The sequence below is a fragment of the Streptosporangium sp. NPDC002607 genome (assembly GCF_053592655.1).
The window spans coordinates 70,488-88,274 of the sequence record NZ_JBSFWD010000014.1 but is presented as its reverse complement, the minus strand read 5'-3'; the positions used below and the strand labels follow the sequence as shown (position 1 = coordinate 88,274).

The 17,787-nt window shown below is 69.9% G+C and carries 13 protein-coding genes; 4 read left to right on the top strand and 9 right to left on the bottom strand.

Features of this window, described 5'->3' with window-relative positions; translation table 11 throughout:
• Positions 1-325 precede the first annotated feature (325 nt).
• The 4 genes from ACWD3H_RS18065 to ACWD3H_RS18050 all read left to right on the top strand — a co-directional run bounded on the left by ACWD3H_RS18065 (position 326) and on the right by ACWD3H_RS18050 (position 4,178).
• Positions 326-610, top strand: a complete 285-nt coding sequence (locus ACWD3H_RS18065) for a hypothetical protein (protein WP_350921562.1) — start codon at positions 326-328, stop codon at positions 608-610.
• Between the two features lie 534 nt (positions 611-1,144).
• Positions 1,145-2,194 (top strand): mechanosensitive ion channel family protein, encoded by a 1,050-nt coding sequence (locus ACWD3H_RS18060; protein ID WP_355563310.1) that lies wholly within the window; start codon positions 1,145-1,147, stop codon positions 2,192-2,194.
• Positions 2,195-2,213: 19 nt separating this feature from the next.
• On the top strand, positions 2,214-2,612 hold the full coding sequence (locus ACWD3H_RS18055; RefSeq protein ID WP_030917961.1) for a globin: 399 nt from the start codon (positions 2,214-2,216) through the stop codon (positions 2,610-2,612).
• A 30-nt stretch (positions 2,613-2,642) separates the two neighbouring features.
• Entirely contained in the window at positions 2,643-4,178 is a 1,536-nt protein-coding gene (locus tag ACWD3H_RS18050) for a glycoside hydrolase family 13 protein (protein WP_451955764.1), read from the top strand.
• A gap of 96 nt (positions 4,179-4,274) precedes the next feature.
• Here the strand turns inward: ACWD3H_RS18050 and ACWD3H_RS18045 are convergent, their stop codons facing one another.
• The 9 genes from ACWD3H_RS18045 to ACWD3H_RS18005 all read right to left on the bottom strand — a co-directional run bounded on the left by ACWD3H_RS18045 (position 4,275) and on the right by ACWD3H_RS18005 (position 17,569).
• Positions 4,275-4,715, bottom strand: coding sequence for an acyl-CoA thioesterase (locus ACWD3H_RS18045; RefSeq protein ID WP_451955763.1), 441 nt, complete (start codon positions 4,713-4,715; stop codon positions 4,275-4,277).
• Between the two features lie 127 nt (positions 4,716-4,842).
• Positions 4,843-6,507: an energy-dependent translational throttle protein EttA gene (gene ettA, locus ACWD3H_RS18040; protein WP_355555949.1), complete on the bottom strand. Its 1,665-nt coding sequence runs from the start codon at positions 6,505-6,507 to the stop codon at positions 4,843-4,845.
• Between the two features lie 25 nt (positions 6,508-6,532).
• Complete coding sequence (locus ACWD3H_RS18035; RefSeq protein WP_355555946.1) at positions 6,533-7,831, bottom strand: GGDEF domain-containing protein; 1,299 nt, start codon at positions 7,829-7,831, stop codon at positions 6,533-6,535.
• Between the two features lie 621 nt (positions 7,832-8,452).
• On the bottom strand, positions 8,453-9,259 hold the full coding sequence (locus tag ACWD3H_RS18030) for a single-stranded DNA-binding protein (protein ID WP_451955762.1): 807 nt from the start codon (positions 9,257-9,259) through the stop codon (positions 8,453-8,455).
• A gap of 138 nt (positions 9,260-9,397) precedes the next feature.
• The gene (locus ACWD3H_RS18025; protein WP_355555940.1) at positions 9,398-11,038 is read right to left on the bottom strand and encodes a GTP-binding protein; all 1,641 of its coding nucleotides are present in this window, start codon (positions 11,036-11,038) and stop codon (positions 9,398-9,400) included.
• Complete coding sequence (locus tag ACWD3H_RS18020) at positions 11,035-13,140, bottom strand: dynamin family protein (protein ID WP_451955761.1); 2,106 nt, start codon at positions 13,138-13,140, stop codon at positions 11,035-11,037. The genes ACWD3H_RS18025 and ACWD3H_RS18020 overlap by 4 nt, the downstream gene beginning before the upstream one ends.
• Before the next feature lie 1,076 nt (positions 13,141-14,216).
• On the bottom strand, positions 14,217-15,449 hold the full coding sequence (gene cobA / locus ACWD3H_RS18015; RefSeq protein WP_451955808.1) for a uroporphyrinogen-III C-methyltransferase: 1,233 nt from the start codon (positions 15,447-15,449) through the stop codon (positions 14,217-14,219).
• 155 nt (positions 15,450-15,604) lie between these two features.
• Positions 15,605-16,687, bottom strand: a complete 1,083-nt coding sequence (gene cobT, locus ACWD3H_RS18010) for a nicotinate-nucleotide--dimethylbenzimidazole phosphoribosyltransferase (RefSeq protein ID WP_451955760.1) — start codon at positions 16,685-16,687, stop codon at positions 15,605-15,607.
• 54 nt (positions 16,688-16,741) lie between these two features.
• Positions 16,742-17,569 (bottom strand): sirohydrochlorin chelatase, encoded by an 828-nt coding sequence (locus ACWD3H_RS18005; protein ID WP_350921536.1) that lies wholly within the window; start codon positions 17,567-17,569, stop codon positions 16,742-16,744.
• Positions 17,570-17,787 lie beyond the last annotated feature (218 nt).

Below are 17,787 nucleotides of genomic sequence, written 5' to 3'. Positions count from 1 at the left end.
TGACCAGCTGGGCTGGCTGGCACACTTAGTCCCGACCGGTCCTCTCTCCCTTGACACACTGTGATCTCTTCGTCGCACTGTGCCTACCGAGAATGATGGACCACGTTTGACTCATCCGGAACGCGCTAATAAAGCCATCGGCTAAGAATCGTCCTCCGGCGGACTGTTTCTTTCAACCTACTTGGCACAACGCCCACCCTGAACTGGGTTTTCCCTGAATTGACCCACAGGGCCGCCGTGAGTCATCTTTGGCGGGCAGCACCGAAGGCGTGATCGAGCGAACACGATTCGGTGCCGGCAAACCGAAACCACGAGGAGGGGCGAGGTGGGTGAAGACGATTTCCGGCACCTGGAACGACTGGTGACGGAGCTTGACTGCCGCGGGCTGCACGCCCGTGTGGTGCGGACCCACTCCGGTCGTGCGTTCGTGCGTGTGATCAACCCGAAGGCGACCAGCCTCGCGGAGAACGTCACCTGCCGAGCACACGCCACCCCCAGCCACCGGGATTGGTACTACTGGTGGTCCTGGGGTGAACGGATGCACACGGTGGAAGACCCAGCCGGTGCCGCGACCAAGGTCGCACGCGTACTCGCCGCGGTAGGGGAATGAGGTGAGCGGTGCGGAGGGCTTCACCCGCCCGATGCGCCGTACCTACCACGGCCCGGCGGAGCCGACGGGATGACCGGTGCGGAGCGTCCTCGGACGCTGGTCACCCCGTCGGCTCCGAATCGTCGGACCGGCCGGACCGGTCCGCACGAACCGGATCAGCGGACCGCCCGGCCGTGCCGCGCTCCATGAGGGACCGCCGGCCGGGCAGGCGCGGACTCCCAACGGTGAAACCGCGGAGGCTCTCGCGAGCCGAAGCCCACGAACTGCCGTAAGGCAAAGGCTGCCGCCTGGTCTCTCGTCCGGGCGGTGACCGGAGGGATCCCCCTCGGGAACGGCACGGGACACGCTTCCGGGTGCGTGTCCCGTCCGGGCCGCCCGTCACCGGGGCATCCGGGTCCGCCTCCGCGGCCCCAGATCCGGATGTCCCCGTCTTCCCCGGCGTGATGTGACGGAGGCCGGTTCGATCGGCAATATGGGTAGGTCGCATGACTCGCCCATCTGACTCGTCGATCCGATCCGAGAGGGATCCACTCCGTGTTCCTGCTTTCCCCCACGCCCGTCCCCAGCCCCACCCCCAGCTTGACTCCCAGCATGACCCCCGGCGTCACCTCGACCCCCGACCCCGGAGTCGTGGTTGAGGAGCTTCTCGACATGAGCGCAGGTCTGACAAAGGGATGCGGGGACGGCGGAGGAGTGATCTGCGACTTCGTGCAGATGATCATCCCCGTGAGCTGGGCGGCTCCCGCGATCGCAGGCATGATCGCCATCGCGCTGGTCGTGGTCATCGCGCTGCTTCTGCGCAACGTGGCGCACCGGCTGATCAGCCGGGTGGTGCGGAAGGCCTCCTCCGAGCGCGCGTCCCTGGCGGGGCGGCTGCGCGGCAGGGAGGCGGTGACCCCGGAGGGCCTCGACGCGATCGTGGCCGAGCGGCGCAGACAGCGGGCCGAGACCATCGGTTCCGTGCTCAAGCCGGTCGCCTCGATCATCATCCTGGGCACCGCCGCGCTGACCGTCCTGGAGCGGCTCTCCGTCCCCATCGCCCCCCTGCTGACCAGCGTGGGCATTCTGGGCGTGGCGGTCGGCTTCGGCGCCCAGGAACTCGTCAAGGACTTCATCGCGGGCATGTTCATGCTTTTGGAGGACCAGTACGGCGTGGGCGACGTGATCGACACGGGCACCGCGATCGGCACCGTGGAGGCCGTCACCCTGCGCATCACCCGCCTGCGCGACAGCGACGGCCGGGTCTGGTACATCCGTAACGGCACCATCACCCGCGTCGGCAACGAGTCCCAGGGTTGGTCCCGCGCCACCGTCGACGTGCCCGTGGCCTACGCCTCCGACATCCCCGCGGTCCGCGACCTGCTCAAGCAGGTCGCGGACGAGATATGGACCGACCTCGCCTTCCGCGACTCCATCATCGTCGAGGAGCCGCAGGTCTGGGGTATCGAGCAGATCTCCGACACCGCCGTCATCTTCAGGATCAGTGTCAAGACCATCCCCTCCCGGCAGGCGGAGGTCGCCCGTGAGCTCCGTATCCGGGTCAAGTCCGCCCTCGACCGAGCCGAAATCCCGATCGCCGGCTGACGTCAATTAGGCTGGAGGCGTGTCCGTTACCCCCGGGGAATCCCAGTCCTTCTACGACGCCGTCGGCGGTGAAGAGACCTTCAGGCGTCTCGTGCACCACTTCTACCAGGGAGTGGCGGCCGATCCGGTGCTACGGCCGCTTTATCCCGAAGATGATCTCGACGGGGCCGAAGAGCGGCTGCGCCTGTTCCTCATCCAGTACTGGGGCGGTCCCAGCACCTACAGCGCGCAGCGGGGCCACCCGCGCCTGCGGATGCGGCACAACCCGTTCGTCATCCGCTCGGTCGAGCACGACGCCTGGCTCAGGCACATGCACGACGCGGTGCTCTCCCTGAAGCTCCCCGAGGACTTGGAGAAACGTCTCTGGGACTATCTCGTGTACGCGGCGAGCAGCATGATCAACGCCCCTGACGCATAAACATCGTCAAGCGGGGGCAGTCCAAAGCACATGGAATCCCCCTGGTGGCGTGATGCCGTCGTCTACGAGATCTACGTTCGCAGCTTCGCCGACGCCTCCGGAGACGGCGTCGGCGATCTGCCCGGCATCCGGCAGCGCCTGCCGTACCTCGCAGAACTCGGTGTGGACGCGATCTGGCTGACCCCCTTCTACCGCTCCCCCATGGCCGACGGCGGCTACGACGTGGCCGACTATCGTGACGTCGACCCCCTCTTCGGCACGCTCGCCGACTTCGACGAGCTCGTCGCCGAGGCGCATCGGCTCGGTCTCCGGGTGATCGTGGACATCGTCCCGAATCACAGCTCCTCGGCTCACGAGTGGTTCCAGGCCGCGCTGCGCGGTGAGGGACGCGATCGCTACATCTTCCGTGACGGCGGTGATCTGCCTCCCAACAACTGGCAGTCGACCTTCAGCGGCCCGGCCTGGACCAGGACCCCCGAGGGACAGTGGTACCTGCACCTTTTCGCCGCGGAACAACCTGACTTCAACTGGCGCAACCCCGAGGTGCACGCCGAGTTCCTCGACGTGCTGCGGTTCTGGCTCGACCGGGGGGTGGACGGGTTCAGGATCGACGTGGCGATGGGCCTGTACAAGGCCGAGGACCTGCCGGACACCCCGCCGCAGGATCAGGCGTTCAAGGCCGAGTCGCCGATCTGGGGACGACCCGAGGTGCACGAGGTCTACCGCGCCTGGCGCAAGGTGCTCGACTCCTACGACGGCGAGCGGGTGGCGGTCGGCGAGGTCTGGACCGACTCCGTCGAGGATCTCGCGCTCTACCTCCGCCCCGACGAGCTCCACCAGAGCTTCAACTTCGCCTGGCTGGAGGCCCCCTGGTCCGGACCCGCGTTCAAGAAGATCATCGATGACACACTGGCCGCGGTGACCGCTCCCACCTGGGTGCTCTCCAACCACGACGTGGTCCGCCATGTGACCCGGTACGGCGACGGCCTGACCAACTCCACCACGGGCCTGGCCCGCGCCCGCGCGGCGCTGCTCACCATGCTCGCCCTACCGGGCTCCGCATATCTCTACCAGGGGGAGGAACTGGGCCTCCCCGAGGTGAAGAATCTTCCCCCACAGGCCCGTCAGGACCCCATCTTCGCCCGTTCCAAGGGAGAGCTGCCCGGCCGCGACGGCTGCCGGGTTCCCATCCCCTGGTCCGGCATGGCCGAACCGTACGGCTTCTCGCCCGATGGAACACGGTCCTGGCTGCCCCAGCCCGTCGAGTGGGCCGTGCTCTCCGCCGAGCGCCAGTCGAGCGACCCCGGCTCAACGCTGAGCTTCTACCAGGAGGTCCTGCGGGTCCGCCGCGGCCTCCGCGGCACGTTGCCCGAAGAGATCATCTGGCAGGAGAGCGCCGAGGACGCCCTCATCTTCAACCGGGGTTCCCTGATCTGCGCCGTCAACTGCGGTTCCCAACCGGTGCGACTGCCCCCGCACGACCGCGTCCTGATCGGCAGCGCCCCGGTGGAGGGCCACCTGCTTCTGCCGGACAGCGCGGTCTGGCTGTACGCCCCCGAGGTCTGACGGCTTTCGGCGGACGGTGGACGGCCGTTCACCGCCCGCCGATCCGTGTACGGGTTGCCGAGGCCGGACAAGGCCCGCCTCGCCCGGGGAAAGGCCTCAGTCCGCCGCGAACCTGCGCAGGTAGGCGATCTCGTCCTGGCTCAGCCGCCGAGGGGAGGCACTCTCCACGTCATAGGCCACGATCACCGAGCGGGCCTTGACGAAGATTTCGTCATCGTCGCGGATCTCGTACGCGAGGGTGAACCGTACCGGACGGATCTCCGTCACCCACGACTCCACCCGGACCGGGTCGGGACGGAAGGTGAGGGGGCGCCGGTAGTCGATCTCATGCCGGGCGATCACCAGCCCGGCGAAAGGGGCGTTCCCCTCGTGATGGGGGTCGATGTGGAACATCCCCATCCGCGCGTCCTCCAGATAGTCGAGGAACCGCACGTTGTTGACGTGACCCAGCGAGTCGATGTCGGCGAACCTGACAGTCCTGGGGAACACATGTCGGTGGCCATGGCCGACCTCGTCCGCGACGCTCTGTCCAAACACACCCAGAACCGTAGCGAGCCCCCGCTGCCCGTCGTACGGCGGGGCACCGGAGGCTCGTTCGGTCGCGACCGGGAGAGCACCTGACACGGCCCGTGCCAGGTGCCCCTGCCCGTCCCGGAAACCGGGGTCAGTCGCGGGTGAGCTTGCGATAGGTGACGCGGTGCGGCCGGGCCGCGTCGGCACCCAGACGCTCGATCTTGTTCTTCTCGTAGTCGGCGTAGTTGCCCTCGAACCAGAACCAGTTCGAGCCCTCTTCCCAGGCCAGGATGTGGGTCGCGATGCGGTCCAGGAACCACCGGTCGTGCGAGGTGATGACCGCGCAGCCGGGGAACTCCAGCAGCGCGTTCTCCAGGCTGGAGAGTGTCTCGGTGTCGAGGTCGTTGGTGGGCTCGTCGAGCAGGAGCACGTTGCCGCCCTGCTTGAGGGTGAGCGCCAGGTTGAGCCGGTTGCGCTCTCCGCCGGACAGGATGCCCGCCTTCTTCTGCTGGTCCGGGCCCTTGAACCCGAACGCGGCGATGTAGGCGCGCGACGGCATCTCGACCTGGCCGACCTTGATGTAGTCGAGCCCGTCGGAGACGACCTCCCAGACGTTCTTCGTCGGGTCGATCCCGCCCCGGCTCTGGTCGGCATAAGAGATCTTGACGGTGTCACCGACGATGATCTCACCGCTGTCCGGCGTCTCGCTACCGGTGATCATCCGGAACAGGGTGGTCTTGCCGACACCGTTCGGACCGATGATGCCGACGAGGCCGTTGCGCGGCAGGTCGAAGGAGAGGCTCTCCATCAGGACGCGCTCCTCGAAGCCCTTGGTGAGCTTCTCGGCCCGGATCACCGTGGTGCCCAGACGCGGGCCCGGCGGGATCTGGATCTCCTCGAAGTCGAGCTTGCGGTACTTGTCGGCCTCGGTGGCCATCTCCTCGTAGCGCTGCAGGCGCGCCCGGCTCTTGGTCTGGCGGGCCCTGGCGTTGGAGCGGACCCACTCCAGCTCCTCCTCCAGGCGCTTCTTGCGCTTGGCGTCCTTCTGACCTTCGAGCCTGAGCCGCGCGGTCTTGGCCTCCAGGTAGGTGGAGTAGTTCCCCTCGTACGCGTGGCAACGGCCGCGGTCGAGCTCCAGGATCCAGTTGGCCACGTTGTCCAGGAAGTAGCGGTCGTGGGTGACGGCCAGGACGGTGCCCGGGTACTTCTCCAGGTGGGACTCGAGCCACTGGACACTCTCGGCGTCGAGATGGTTGGTGGGCTCGTCGAGCAGGAGCAGGTCGGGCTGCTCCAGGAGCAGCTTGCAGAGGGCGACCCGGCGGCGCTCTCCACCGGAGAGCTGAGTCACCTCGGCGTCCGGCGGGGGGCAGCGGAGGGCGTCCATCGCCTGCTCCAGCTGGCTGTCGAGATCCCAGCCGTTGCGGTGGTCGAGGGCGTCCTGGAGCTTGCCCATCTCGTCGAGCAGTTCGTCGCTGTAGTCGGTGGCCATCAGCTCGGCGATCTCGTTGAAGCGGTCGAGCATCGCCTTGGTCTCGGCGACGCCCTCTTCGACGTTGCCGAGGACGGTCTTGGATTCGTTGAGGGGGGGCTCCTGCTGGAGCATGCCGACGGTGAAGCCGGGCATGAGCCGGGCGTCGCCGTTGGACGGCTGCTCCAGGCCCGCCATCATCTTCAGCAGCGTCGACTTTCCGGTGCCGTTGGGACCCAGGACACCGATCTTGGCGCCCGGCAGGAACGACAGCGTCACGTCGTCGAGGACGACCTTGTCGCCGTGCGCCTTGCGCACGCGCTGCAGTGTGTAGATGTACTCCGGCATGCCTTTAGTTTAGGGCCTGGAAAGTTCAGCTAGGGGCGGCCTCGGATCCGGGCCTGCGGGCCGGAGGCACGATGGTGGCCGACAGGCAGATCCGGTCGCGGCCGAGCTCCTTGGCACGGTAGAGGGCGAGGTCGGCCGCGGCGAGCAGTTCGATCAGGTCGTCCCCGTGCACACTCATGATCGCGACACCGACCGAGATGGTCACGGTGATCATGTTGTCATCGGCCGGGACCGCCATCCGTCCCACCCGGGAGCGCAGCCGCTCGGCAACCCTGCGGGCCTCTGTCACGTCGGCCCTGGGCAGCAGGACGACGAACTCCTCACCGCCGAACCGGCCCACCACGTCGTAGTCGCGCAGCTGGCTGCGGATGGTGTCGGCCACCCCGACGAGGACCTGGTCGCCGATCAGGTGACCGTAGGTGTCGTTGACCCGCTTGAAGTGGTCGATGTCGACGATCAGCAGCGCGAGCGTCTCCCCCGTGCGACGCGCTCTGACGATCTCGGTGTCGGCCTCTCGCTGCCAGGCCGCGGCGTTCAGCAGGCCGGTCTTGAGGTCGGTGCGGGCCGCGGCCTGAAGCTGGGCGTGAAGCAGGCTGCGCTGGAGCAGCACCACCGGGGGCAGCGCCAGGACCAGCAGAGCCGGATTGAGCCCGCAGGTGATGGAGATGATGACGCCGAGGCAGAGCTCGACGACGTCGAGGAGCAGGTTCTCCCGGTTCCACAGGACCTCCCGCCAGCGGCTGTCGGGGTCGGCGGTGTGCGCCGCGATGGCGATCAGCGCGGTGTTGATCACCGTGAACAGGACCGCACAGCCGACGGCCACCAGGATCGGCCCGCCCTCGCCCCTGGTCAGCGCGTTCAGGTCACCGACCGCGGCATGGAAGAGCAGGGAGGCCGCACATCCGGCCAGGCCGATCGCCGCCGAGCTGAAGACCCGCCGGTAGACGACCGTCGCGCGCACCCGCCTCTGCAGCAGGAACTGGAGCGGAATGGGCGCCAGAAGCGCGTAGAGCGGCGGGAGCAGCAGCGCGGCGGGCAGCCACCAGGCGGAGAGCAGGTCCCGGTGGACACCGGCCGGCATGCCGAGCCTCCGGGTCGCCTCGATGCACACGGCTCCACACGCCATCAGCGCGGTGAAGGTCAGCACATCGGACCAGCGGAAGACCCCGGATGCCAGGAAGAACACGATCGCGGCGAGATCCAGCGCTACTACCCCGCAGAGGTAGCCGACCAGCGGGCGACGCTGTCCAAGCAGGGGCCAGCGATCGGCCAAGGGTGTCATGCCGTCGCGCGGTTTGACCGAGGTGTGGCTGGGAGCCGCCATGTCGTCCCCCTCTCCGACTAACGATGTGTAACACAATAGTTGCGGAGTGTGCGACGCGCGATGGGAACCGCTACCTTTGACGGAGTGGGCCAGCCCACCGGTTGACCTACGTTTTGGAAACCGCTCCCTCGCGAGCGGGCCGTGTGGGAAAGGAGCAAGCCATGCTGCGGGGCGTGACCTGGACCTAAACAGGTGTCCTGGGCATCTGACACGGGCAAGACCATCGGCTGGTTATCTCGGCGTCCCCGCGCTTCCGTGGTGAGACACCGACCGCGTCCGGCCGATGCCCCCTCACTCCGCCCGAACCAGGCCCTATTACCGTGCGAGGCCTTGCACTTCCGTCAGACATCCCGCCCCTGCGAAGTCCGCACTTCATCGGAAGCCTGCCCGTCCTCATCTCCCGTCCGAAATCTTCTCCGCTGAATCTTCCGTTCCAAGTCTTGTGTTCGAATCCGCCCCATCCCGCTGTCCGCGTTCTTCCCCTGCGCGGACCCGCACCCATCCCCCTGCCCGAATTCGACTCCCTGCCCACCTCGAACGATTCCTCCACCCACCTCTCCGGTTCCGAACAGCCGATCGGGTTGGGAGGCCTGCGGCCCGGGCCTCCCAACGGGAGGCGGCTCAGGCCGCCACGCGCTCCCGTGTCGGCCAGGGCGCCTCATCGCTCACATCTGGGTGGATCTTCACCGCGCCCGGCACGGCCCCGGCCGTTTCCTCCCCGGTGACCCCCGCGGCCGGGTCGTCCGCATCCACCGCCTGCACCCGCCTCGTCGTGCCCTTCGCCGCCTTCCTTCTCCTGGTCACGGCCTCTCCCACCGCCGACTCCTCCCCGGCGGAGCCGTGATCCACCGCACGCGAGGCGGCCTCTGCGGCCTCTCCGTGAATCGCACCCCCCTCGGCCGGCCCGCCGCCCGGCGCGACCCGCTCGTCGTCGAGCCCGGCCCGCAGCGGAGGCAGCGCGCCGGGTGCCCCCGCCTCGACGGGGGCACCGCCGCTCATGGCCCAGTCGGACGTCTCGCGATCGAGCTCGATCCGCTCCGCGCTGCCCAGGGCCGCGACCGGGCCGCCGCGCTGTGGCTTGCTGAAACTCCCCAGCCCCCAGCGCAGGTCGTGTCCGAGCGAGTTGGCCTCCACCTCGGGCATGAATCGGCGCTCACCCTCGTGGGTGAACTCGCGGATCCGCAACCGTCCCTGAACGACGACTGGCTGGCCCAGCTGGACCGACTGGGCGACGTTGTCGGCGAGCCCGCGGAAGCAGCGGACTCCGAAGTAGGTCGTCTCACCGTTGCGCCACTGCTGGTTCTCCCGATCGAAGTAACGACTCGTCGAGGCGATCTTGAGCGAGGTGACCCGGGAGCCGTCGGGGAAGGTGTGCTGGCGCGGCGTGGCCGCGACGTTACCGGTCAGCGTGACGTAGATGTCGTTCATCGTGCCTCCCATGAGAGCCGGCCGAGTGCCGGCGGCGTGAAAGACACGATGGTCCGAGCCGTACCCCTCGCGAGTCACCGAATCGCGCTCTGGGGACAACCGCCGGACACTCGACCAGGCTGTGGACAACCCCGGGAATCAGCCTCGCAGGCTCCGCATGGCCGAGTAGAACTCGTTGTAGCGGGTCAGCTCGCGCTCCACCGGCTCGATCACCATGCTCTCCGCGAGCCCGGCGACCCTGCGGCGCATCTCGCGCTCCAGCGCGTCACGCTCGTTGCCCGCGCCGAGCACGATGAAGTTGCGGCTGGCCACCGCGGTGAGCAACCCGAGCCCGAGTACCGAGAGCATCATCAGCCCCACCCACGGCAGCGAGGCGGCGTCGCCGAACACCTCCAGCCCCGCCGGCGGCTTCCCGGTGCCGAACACGCCGTAGACCAGAGCCGTACCGACCCAGGCGAGGCCCGCGACGAAGAGCAGGACCAGCAGGTACTGCCAGGCGAGAAGCAGCCGCCACCAGCCGGGCACCCTGTCCAGGCGCGGTGCGACCTCTGAGAGCTCCTCCGACAGCACCTGGGGCAACTGTGCCGAGCGGGAGCGCGCGGCGTCCCTGATCCCGCTCTGCCACGCCTCGTGCATGCCGGAGGTCAGGCCGTCGGCCAGGGCGTGGACGGCGGTGTCCACCTCGGCCGGCTGCGCGCTGACCGAGCCACCGGTCAGGCCGCGGATCTCGTCTCGCAGATCGCCCAGGCGCAGGCTGTTCAGCGGATCAGGACGGAGCTTGGCCGCCCAGCGGGTGTAGGGCCAGCCGACCCACTCACCGGACCTCGCGGCGTAGACGTTCTCCATCGCCTCGCCGACGGCGGGGACTCCGGCCGCGTCGCAGAGGGCGTCGGTGAGACCGATCCGGCGGGCGTCGTCAATGGAGGAGGGCGGCGCCGGGGTGCCGTCGGCGGGCATGACCTTCGCCAGGCGGAGCGTCAGCCGGTCGAGGTCGGCCTCCAGGCGCTGGGTGGCGGCCCTGCGCCTGGACACGGTCTCGGCGAGGACCGCCTTGAGGTCGTCCACGCCCGTACCCGTGATCGCCGAGGTGGTGACGACCACGGGGTGCTCGACCCCCTCGCGGTGGAGCAGGTCCTCCAGGTCCGCGACGCACTCGGCCAGCTCCTCCTCGTCGAGCCGGTCGGACTGGTTGAGCACGAAGACCGTCACCGCCTCATGCCCGGCCAGGTCGGTCACGTAGCGCCGGTGCGTGGAGGCGTCGGCGTACTTCTGCGGGTCGAGCACCCACACGACGAGGTCCGCGACCTGGATCAGCCGGTCGGCCTCGGTGTCGGTCAGCGCCCGGATGGAGTCGTGGTCGGGCAGGTCGAGCAGGATCAGCCCGTGCAGCCGGCTCTCCCCGCGGTCCAGGGCACTGGCCCGCGCGAAGCGGTGGCGCCACTGGATCTGCAGCCAGTCGAGCAGCGGGCCTGCGCCGTCCAGGCCCCAGACGCAGGCGTGGGTGCGGGCCGTGGTCGGGCGGCGTACTCCCGTCGGCGACAGCTCCAGGCCGGAGATCGAGTTGAACAGCGTCGACTTGCCGCTGCCCGTGCCCCCCGCGAGCGCGACCACCGTGTGGTCGGAGGAGAGCTTGAGCCTGTCACCGGCACGCAGCAGCAGCTGCCCCGACTCGGTGAGGAGCTTGGGCTCGACCCTGCCCGGCCCCAGCTCCACGATCCGAGCCAGCGCGGCGAGCCGGCTGCCGAGCCCTTGGCGTGACTGGGTGGTGCCAACACTCATCGGGCGACCTCAAGGTTGTACGTTGCCTGGTAAAGGCGGGTGGCGGCGGATTCATCCGGTATGCCGGCGCCATCGAGAGCCTGGATGTAACGCGCCGTCTCGTCGTCGAAGAGCATGCCGATCCGGGCGCGGAGATCGCTTCGGGCCTTCACCCCGATGTTGCGCAGCGACTCCGCGCCGAGCAGCGCGTGTACCAGCCGTTGCGGCAACGCACCGGTGCCGTTCCGCGCCTCCGAGGCGCCGTAACCGAGCAGCCCGATGGTCAGGATCAGCGACAGGGACTCGACGTCGAACGAGATCACCCTGGCCACCGATCGCTTGGTCACCCCCTCGGTGCGGATCAGCTCGGTGATGTGCTCCTGCCAGGCCGCGATGGTCCGGCCGGCCCTGCGCGGGAGATCGTCGGACGCGTGCCCGAGCTCGGCGGCCGTCGCCAGGACCTCCTGCGCGCCCGGACGGTTCAACCAGCGCGAGGCGGCCTCCTCCGCGGCCCGTTGCGCCGCCGAGACGACCACCGACTCCAACCCCGTCCGCAGCGCGGATCTCAGCGCGCTGAGCCGCTCGGGTGCCTGATGGCTCGCCTTGCCCGCGAGACGGCCGGGCTTGCGCAGCTGGAGGGTACGCATGAGATCGCCGGAACCGGCGAAGTCCTGCCAGCGGGCGAGGACCTCACCCCGGAGCAGCGAGCCGTCGCCGGTGCTCTCGTCGATCTCGACCAGTGCCTGGGCATAGGCGCTCTCCACGTCGGCGCGGAGGTCTCTGCGGAAGGCGACCTGGATCTCCAGCTGCTTGGCCAGGGCGGGGACACGAGTGCGGAAGCTGTTCAGCACCCCGTCCAGGGTGGCCCGCACGGCCTGCTCGCGACGCCGCTCGTCAACCGACAGCTCGGTCAGCCAGAGGCGCAGCTCGCTCACCTCGTGGTCGGGGAGCATGCCGTCGGTGACCTTGCCCTCGTTGACGACGAACCGGTCGACCTCGCCGAGACCGTACTCGGTGAGCATCCTGACGAAGTGCTTGGTGATCACTTCTCTGGACTTGGGCGGCACCCTGGAGAGCACGATGGCCAGCTTGGCTCCGCGCTCCTTGGCCAGGCGGAGCAGCCGCCAGGCCGGGGCGTCGGCGTAGCGGGCGGCGGTGGTGACGAAGATCCACAGATCGGCCGCGTCGAGCATGCGATGCGCGATCTCGTGGTGCTCCTCGACCACCGAGTCGATGTCGGGGGTGTCGAGCAGTGCCACACCGGGAGGTAGGCGCTCGGTGGAGACGAGCACAAGGCCGTCGGAGGCCGCCTCGGGGTCGGGCTCGCTGAGCCGCCGGAGGCTACCGAGCAGGTCGCCCTTGGCGAACCACTCGTGATCGTCGGGGTGGCAGGCCAGGACAGGCGTTCCGGTCGTCGGACGGCGCACGCCGGTCGCGCTGACCCTGGCGTTGGCCAGCGTGTTGAGGAGCGTGGACTTGCCCGCGCCGGTGGAGCCCGCGACCACGACGAGGGCGGGCGCGGTGCTCGTGTGGACGCGGGGGATCACGTAGTCGTCGAGCTGGGCCAGGATCTCACTCTGGACCCGCCTGGCCTCCTCGGCCCCGGGGATGTCCAGGCCGAAACCGAGGTCGGTGACACCGGTGCGTACGGCGGTGAGCGCGCTGCTCAGGGCTTCGGAGACGGCGTCGGGAAGCGGCGTCTCCCGCATCCGGTCGCCCGGCGACCCCGCGTCCTCCTCGCCTCCGGCCTTCTCGTTCCCGTCGTTCCCGTCCGCGTCGCCGGCCCCGTCCAGGACCTCGGCACCGGCCTCGCCGTCGCGCCGGGTCTCTTCGCCGCTCTCATCGGTCTCGTCCTCCCGCGGAGCCTGCTCATCGATCTCGGCGGGCTCGGCGTCGCGCTGAGTCCCGTCGCCGGCCAGGGCCCGCTCTCCGGCCTCGCCGCCATCCTCGGCTCCGCCGGCGCCAGGCATCCCGGCGTCGCTCTCCGCTTCGTTTTCCGGCCCCTCGCGACGCCCCTCCCGCCGCGCGTCCCCGATCTCACCGTCATCCGCGAGGAGGACGACGACCTCGTCGGACTCGGCGCCCTTCCCGGGCTCCTCCTGCTTCTCCTGGGGTCTGTTCACCCGAAGGGGCGGAGCGGCGGCCTCGGCGCCGGGAACTCCGGGCGCGGGCCCGCCCCCCTCGGCCCGGGGGGAGAAGCCCTCGTTGGCCGTACGGGAGGAGCCTGCGGCACCTTCTCCAGGGGCGGAACCGGAGGCGCCACCCCCGAAAGCGCCGGGTGCGGGAGGGGCGGGGGCACCGCCGCGGGGAGCGCTCGGGGGAACGGGGGCACCTGGGCGAAAGAGCGCACCGGGACCGGCCTGGGGAGAAGGTGTGACGGGGCCACCGCCGGCACGGGGAGCGCTCGGGAAAGCGGGCCCTGGACGGAAAGTCGCACCGCGAGAGCCCTCGGCGGGGCCGTCCCCGCGAGAAGCTCCCGCAAAACCCCCCTGGGAGGCGGGAGCACCCGGCCTCGGAGGGGCACCGGGAGGAGTGGTGGCAGGGCCACCACCACGCGAAGCGCCGGGGGAAGGAGGGACACCCCGGCCCGGGGCCGCCCCCGGCGGGGCGGGAGCGCCTCCACTGGGAGCACCCGGCGAGGCGGGGCCACCACCACGGGGGGCCCTCTGCGGGGCGGGGGCACCGCCGCGGGAAGCGGCCGGGGAGGCGTTCGGACCGGAGACCGCACCGGGCGAGGCCGTGGCGGGACCGCTGCGGGAGGCACCCGGAGGACGGCTGCCCGGGGCGTCGGCGGAGGTGGGCTTGGCCACCTCCCGGGAGGTGGTGATGGCGGCGATCGTGGCCTGGGCGGCGGCCGCGGCGGCGTGGAAGGCCGCCATCGCCTCCTTCGAAGCGGGTGGGGCGGCTGGATCGGCCGCCCCGCCCGGGGCGGCTGGACCGGCCCTCCTGCCCGGAGGCGTGGCGGGACCCGCTGTTCTGCCGGGGGGCGCGGCGGGACCGGCCGCCCCGGCGGCGGGCCGGGTGCGGGCGCGGATGGAGGCGGCGTCATCGTCTGGACGGATGGCGCCGAAGGTCACCGTCTGCTCGCCGGGGGATTCCTGGTCATCCGGCGGGGGGCCGCCAGATGGCTCCTGGGGGGTGCCGGCGAGGCGAGGGTCACGGCCACCACCCGAATGGGGAGGCCTGTTGGAAGCCGATTTCACGGTACTCGCTCCGCTCGAACCATCTCGACCTCCTGGCCGACCTTCACGACATCACCGACGATCACGATCGCAGGGGGCCGAATCTCAGCCGCGCTTACGCGCTCCGCCACGGTGGAGAGCGTGGCGTAAAGAGCGCGCTGGGTCGGAAGGGTACCGTCCTGTACCACCATTACGGGAGTTTCCGGCGAACGTCCGTTATGGAGCAGCGTTTCGGCGATCACCCCGATCCGTTCGACCGCCATCATAAGCACCAGCGTGCCGCCGGATCTGGCCAGATTGGGCCAGTCGACCGTGGATCTCTCGTCGCCCGGCGGGACGTGTACGGAGATCACATGGAGTTCCTGGCTGACGCCGCGATGCGTCACGGGCACGTTGGCGGCGGCCGGTACCGCGACCGGGCTGGTGATGCCGGGGACCACGACCACCGGGATGCCCGCGCGGGCGCAGGCGAGCAACTCCTCGCCACCGCGGCCGAAGACGAACGGGTCGCCTCCCTTGAGCCGGACCACGAACTTGCCCTGCCTGGCGTGCTCGATCAGCAGCTCGTTGATCCTCTCCTGGGCCATGTAGCGACCGTAGGGGATCTTCGCGGCGTCGATCAGCTCGACGTCCGGGGAGAGCTCGTCGAGCAGGGCCTGCGGGGCGAGACGGTCGGCGACGACCACGTCGGCCTGGGCCAGCAACTGCCGTCCACGGACCGTGATCAGGCCGGGGTCGCCGGGACCGCCACCGACCAGGGCGACGCCCACGAGCTTGGTACGGTTGCGCCGGGCGTCGACCGTACCGTCCCTGAGAGCGCCCACCACGGCGTCCCTGATCCCGGCGGCACGCCGGGGATCGCCTCCGGCGGTGATCGCCACACTGATCTCGTCCACCTTGCCGCTGGCGGGGGTCCAGGCCGCGGAGGCGTCCTTGTCGTCGGCGCGCACGCACCAGATCCGCTTCGCCTCGGCCTCCTCGGCCACGGCGGCGTTCACCTCGGGGTTGTCCGTGCAGGCCTGCACCAGCCAGGCCCCGTCGACGTCGCCGGCCTGGTAGCGCCTGGCCTCCCAGGTCACGCGGCCTGTCGCGATGAGATCGTCGAGGGCGTGCGTGACGCTCGTCGAGACGATGGTGACCAGTGCGCCCGCGTCGAGCAGCGCCGGCACACGCCGCTGGGCGACGCGCCCACCGCCCACGACGAGTACCCGCCGCCCGGAGAGGCGCAAGCCGAGCAGGTAGGGCGACATGGCGACCGATCTCCCGTTCACGAGGAATTGTGAATCATGACGTGCTTAAGAGGTAAACCTACCGGCTAACGACGCTCTCTTTGCTGCACCTGTGTTAACAGGTGTCAAGAGACGGCTGACTGTTGTCAACCGGTCGGCTTCAAGACTTCCGCAGGTCAGGCTTCCTTGTCTGTCACACCGGCGGAATCGAAGGTCGCGACCTCGTGCATCACCCTGGCCGCGGCGCAGACGAGCGGGTGGGCGAGCAGGCCGCCGGTGCCCTCGCCGAGCCGGAGTTCCAACTCCACCAGGGGGCGCAGGCCCAGGTGATCCAGGGCCGCGGCGTGACCGGGTTCGGCCGAGCGGTGCCCGGCCACGCAGTGGTCGACGACGTCGGGCGCCATCGCCGCCGCCGCCAGTGCCGCCGCCCCCGCGATGACACCGTCCAGGATGACCGGCACCCGCAGAGCGGCCCCGGCGAGGACGAATCCGGCGATCGCCGCGTGTTCCAGGCCGCCGACCGCGGCCAGCGTCTCCAGCGCGGACACCGAGGAGGCGGCACCCGGCTCGCGCTCCAGGCCGTTCACCCGGAGTGCCTCGCGGACCACCTCGACCTTGCGTTCCAGGGTCTCGCCGTCGATACCGGTGCCCCTGCCGGTCACGGCCGCCGCTTCGTGCCCGGTGAACGCGCAGATCAACGCGGCCGAGGCGGTGGTGTTGGCGATGCCCATGTCTCCGGTGATCAGGCAGCGGGCGCCTCCGTCGACGAGCTCGCGGGCATGGGCGATCCCGGCCTCCAGGGCCGCGACCGCCTGCTCGGGGGTCATCGCCGGTCCGCGGGACAGGTCGGCCGTACCGTACGCGACCTTACTGATCGTCAGTCCTGGCGCGGGGTCGAGGTCGGCGGCCACACCGACGTCGACGACCGTCACCGAGGCACCCACCTGGGCGGCGAAGGCGTTGGCCACGGCGCCGCCCGCGAGGAAGTTGCCGACCATCTGCAGGGTGACCTCCTGCGGCCACGGGGTCACGCCCCTGGCGTGGACACCATGGTCGGCGGCGAAGATCGCCAGAGCCGCGGGAACCGGGAGTGGTGGCGGGCTGACCGCCGCGGCCCCGGCCAGCCGTATCGCCACGTCCTCCAGCGCGCCCAGCGCGCCCCTGGGCTTGGTCAGGCGGTCCTGGTGGGCTCGGGCCTCGGCGACGGCCGCCGGGTCGGCGGGACGGATCGCCGCGATGATCTCTTCGAGGATGGTCATGCGCTTCAGTCTCCTCCAGAAACCAGCCGGAAAAACACCAAAACCATCACGGGATCACCAGGCGATGCCGCTGAGCGCCTCCTCGTAGCGCTCGATGACCACGTCGGCCAGGCCCTCGCAGTCGCCGATGACGTCGGCGCAGCGGACGTCCAGGTTCGAGTGGCCTGCGGCGTAGGCCATGGCCTGAGCCCAGACGCGGTCGAGCAGGCCGCCGGCGAAGAGCAGGTAGGGCACGACGATCACGCGCTTGGCACCGAGGCGGCGGCAGCGCTCGATGCCCCCGGGGACGCCGGGCGGGGTGAGGGAGACGAACGCCGTCTCCACGGTCATGTACTCGTGGGCGTGGGTCTCCCAGAAGAGCCGGGAGACCCGGTGCACGTCGGCGTTGGTCTCGGGGCTGGTGGAGCCGTCACCGACCAGCACGACGGCGGTCTCGCCGATCTCGATGTGCTCGGGTTCCTCGTCGAGCGGCCCGGCGGCGGCGGGGACCAGCCGGAGGCTGGCGACCTCGGCGGCGGCGTCGGCCAGACGCTCGGCGAGCAGCGCGAGAATACGGGGGTCGGAGCCCAGGGAACGGCCGTAGTCGCAGGTGAGCATGGGATGTCTCTCCCGCTCGCGGGCTATCGCGGAGGGGATGTCCGTGCCGAGCCACGTACCGCCGGTGAGACTCATGGGCTGGGCCACCATCCGGTGGTGCCCGCGCGCGACCAGCGATGCGACGGAGTCACTGAGGCGTGGCCTGGCCTTGGCGATGTAGCCGCCGGAGACGTCGGCCGCCGTCTGGTCCAGGCGACAGCGGAGCCGGTGGATGAACCTACCGAATTCAGCGGATCCGTTGTCGTCGTGCGAGCCCTGCCCGATGAGCAGCAGCGGCGGTTTCATGGAAACAGGACTCCAATGACCTTGACCTGGGGTTACGCAGTAACGACTCGCGACAATATCCGATAATGACACCACGTGGGCAGGTAACGGATCGGTAAATTCCGCCTTTTCTCCTGCGGACCAGATGGACGGCGAGGATCGGATCGACCACGGCGGGCGACAACCGTCCGCCGGCCGAGCCCTGTGGATCACACGCCATGGCACGCTAGCCGGGCATG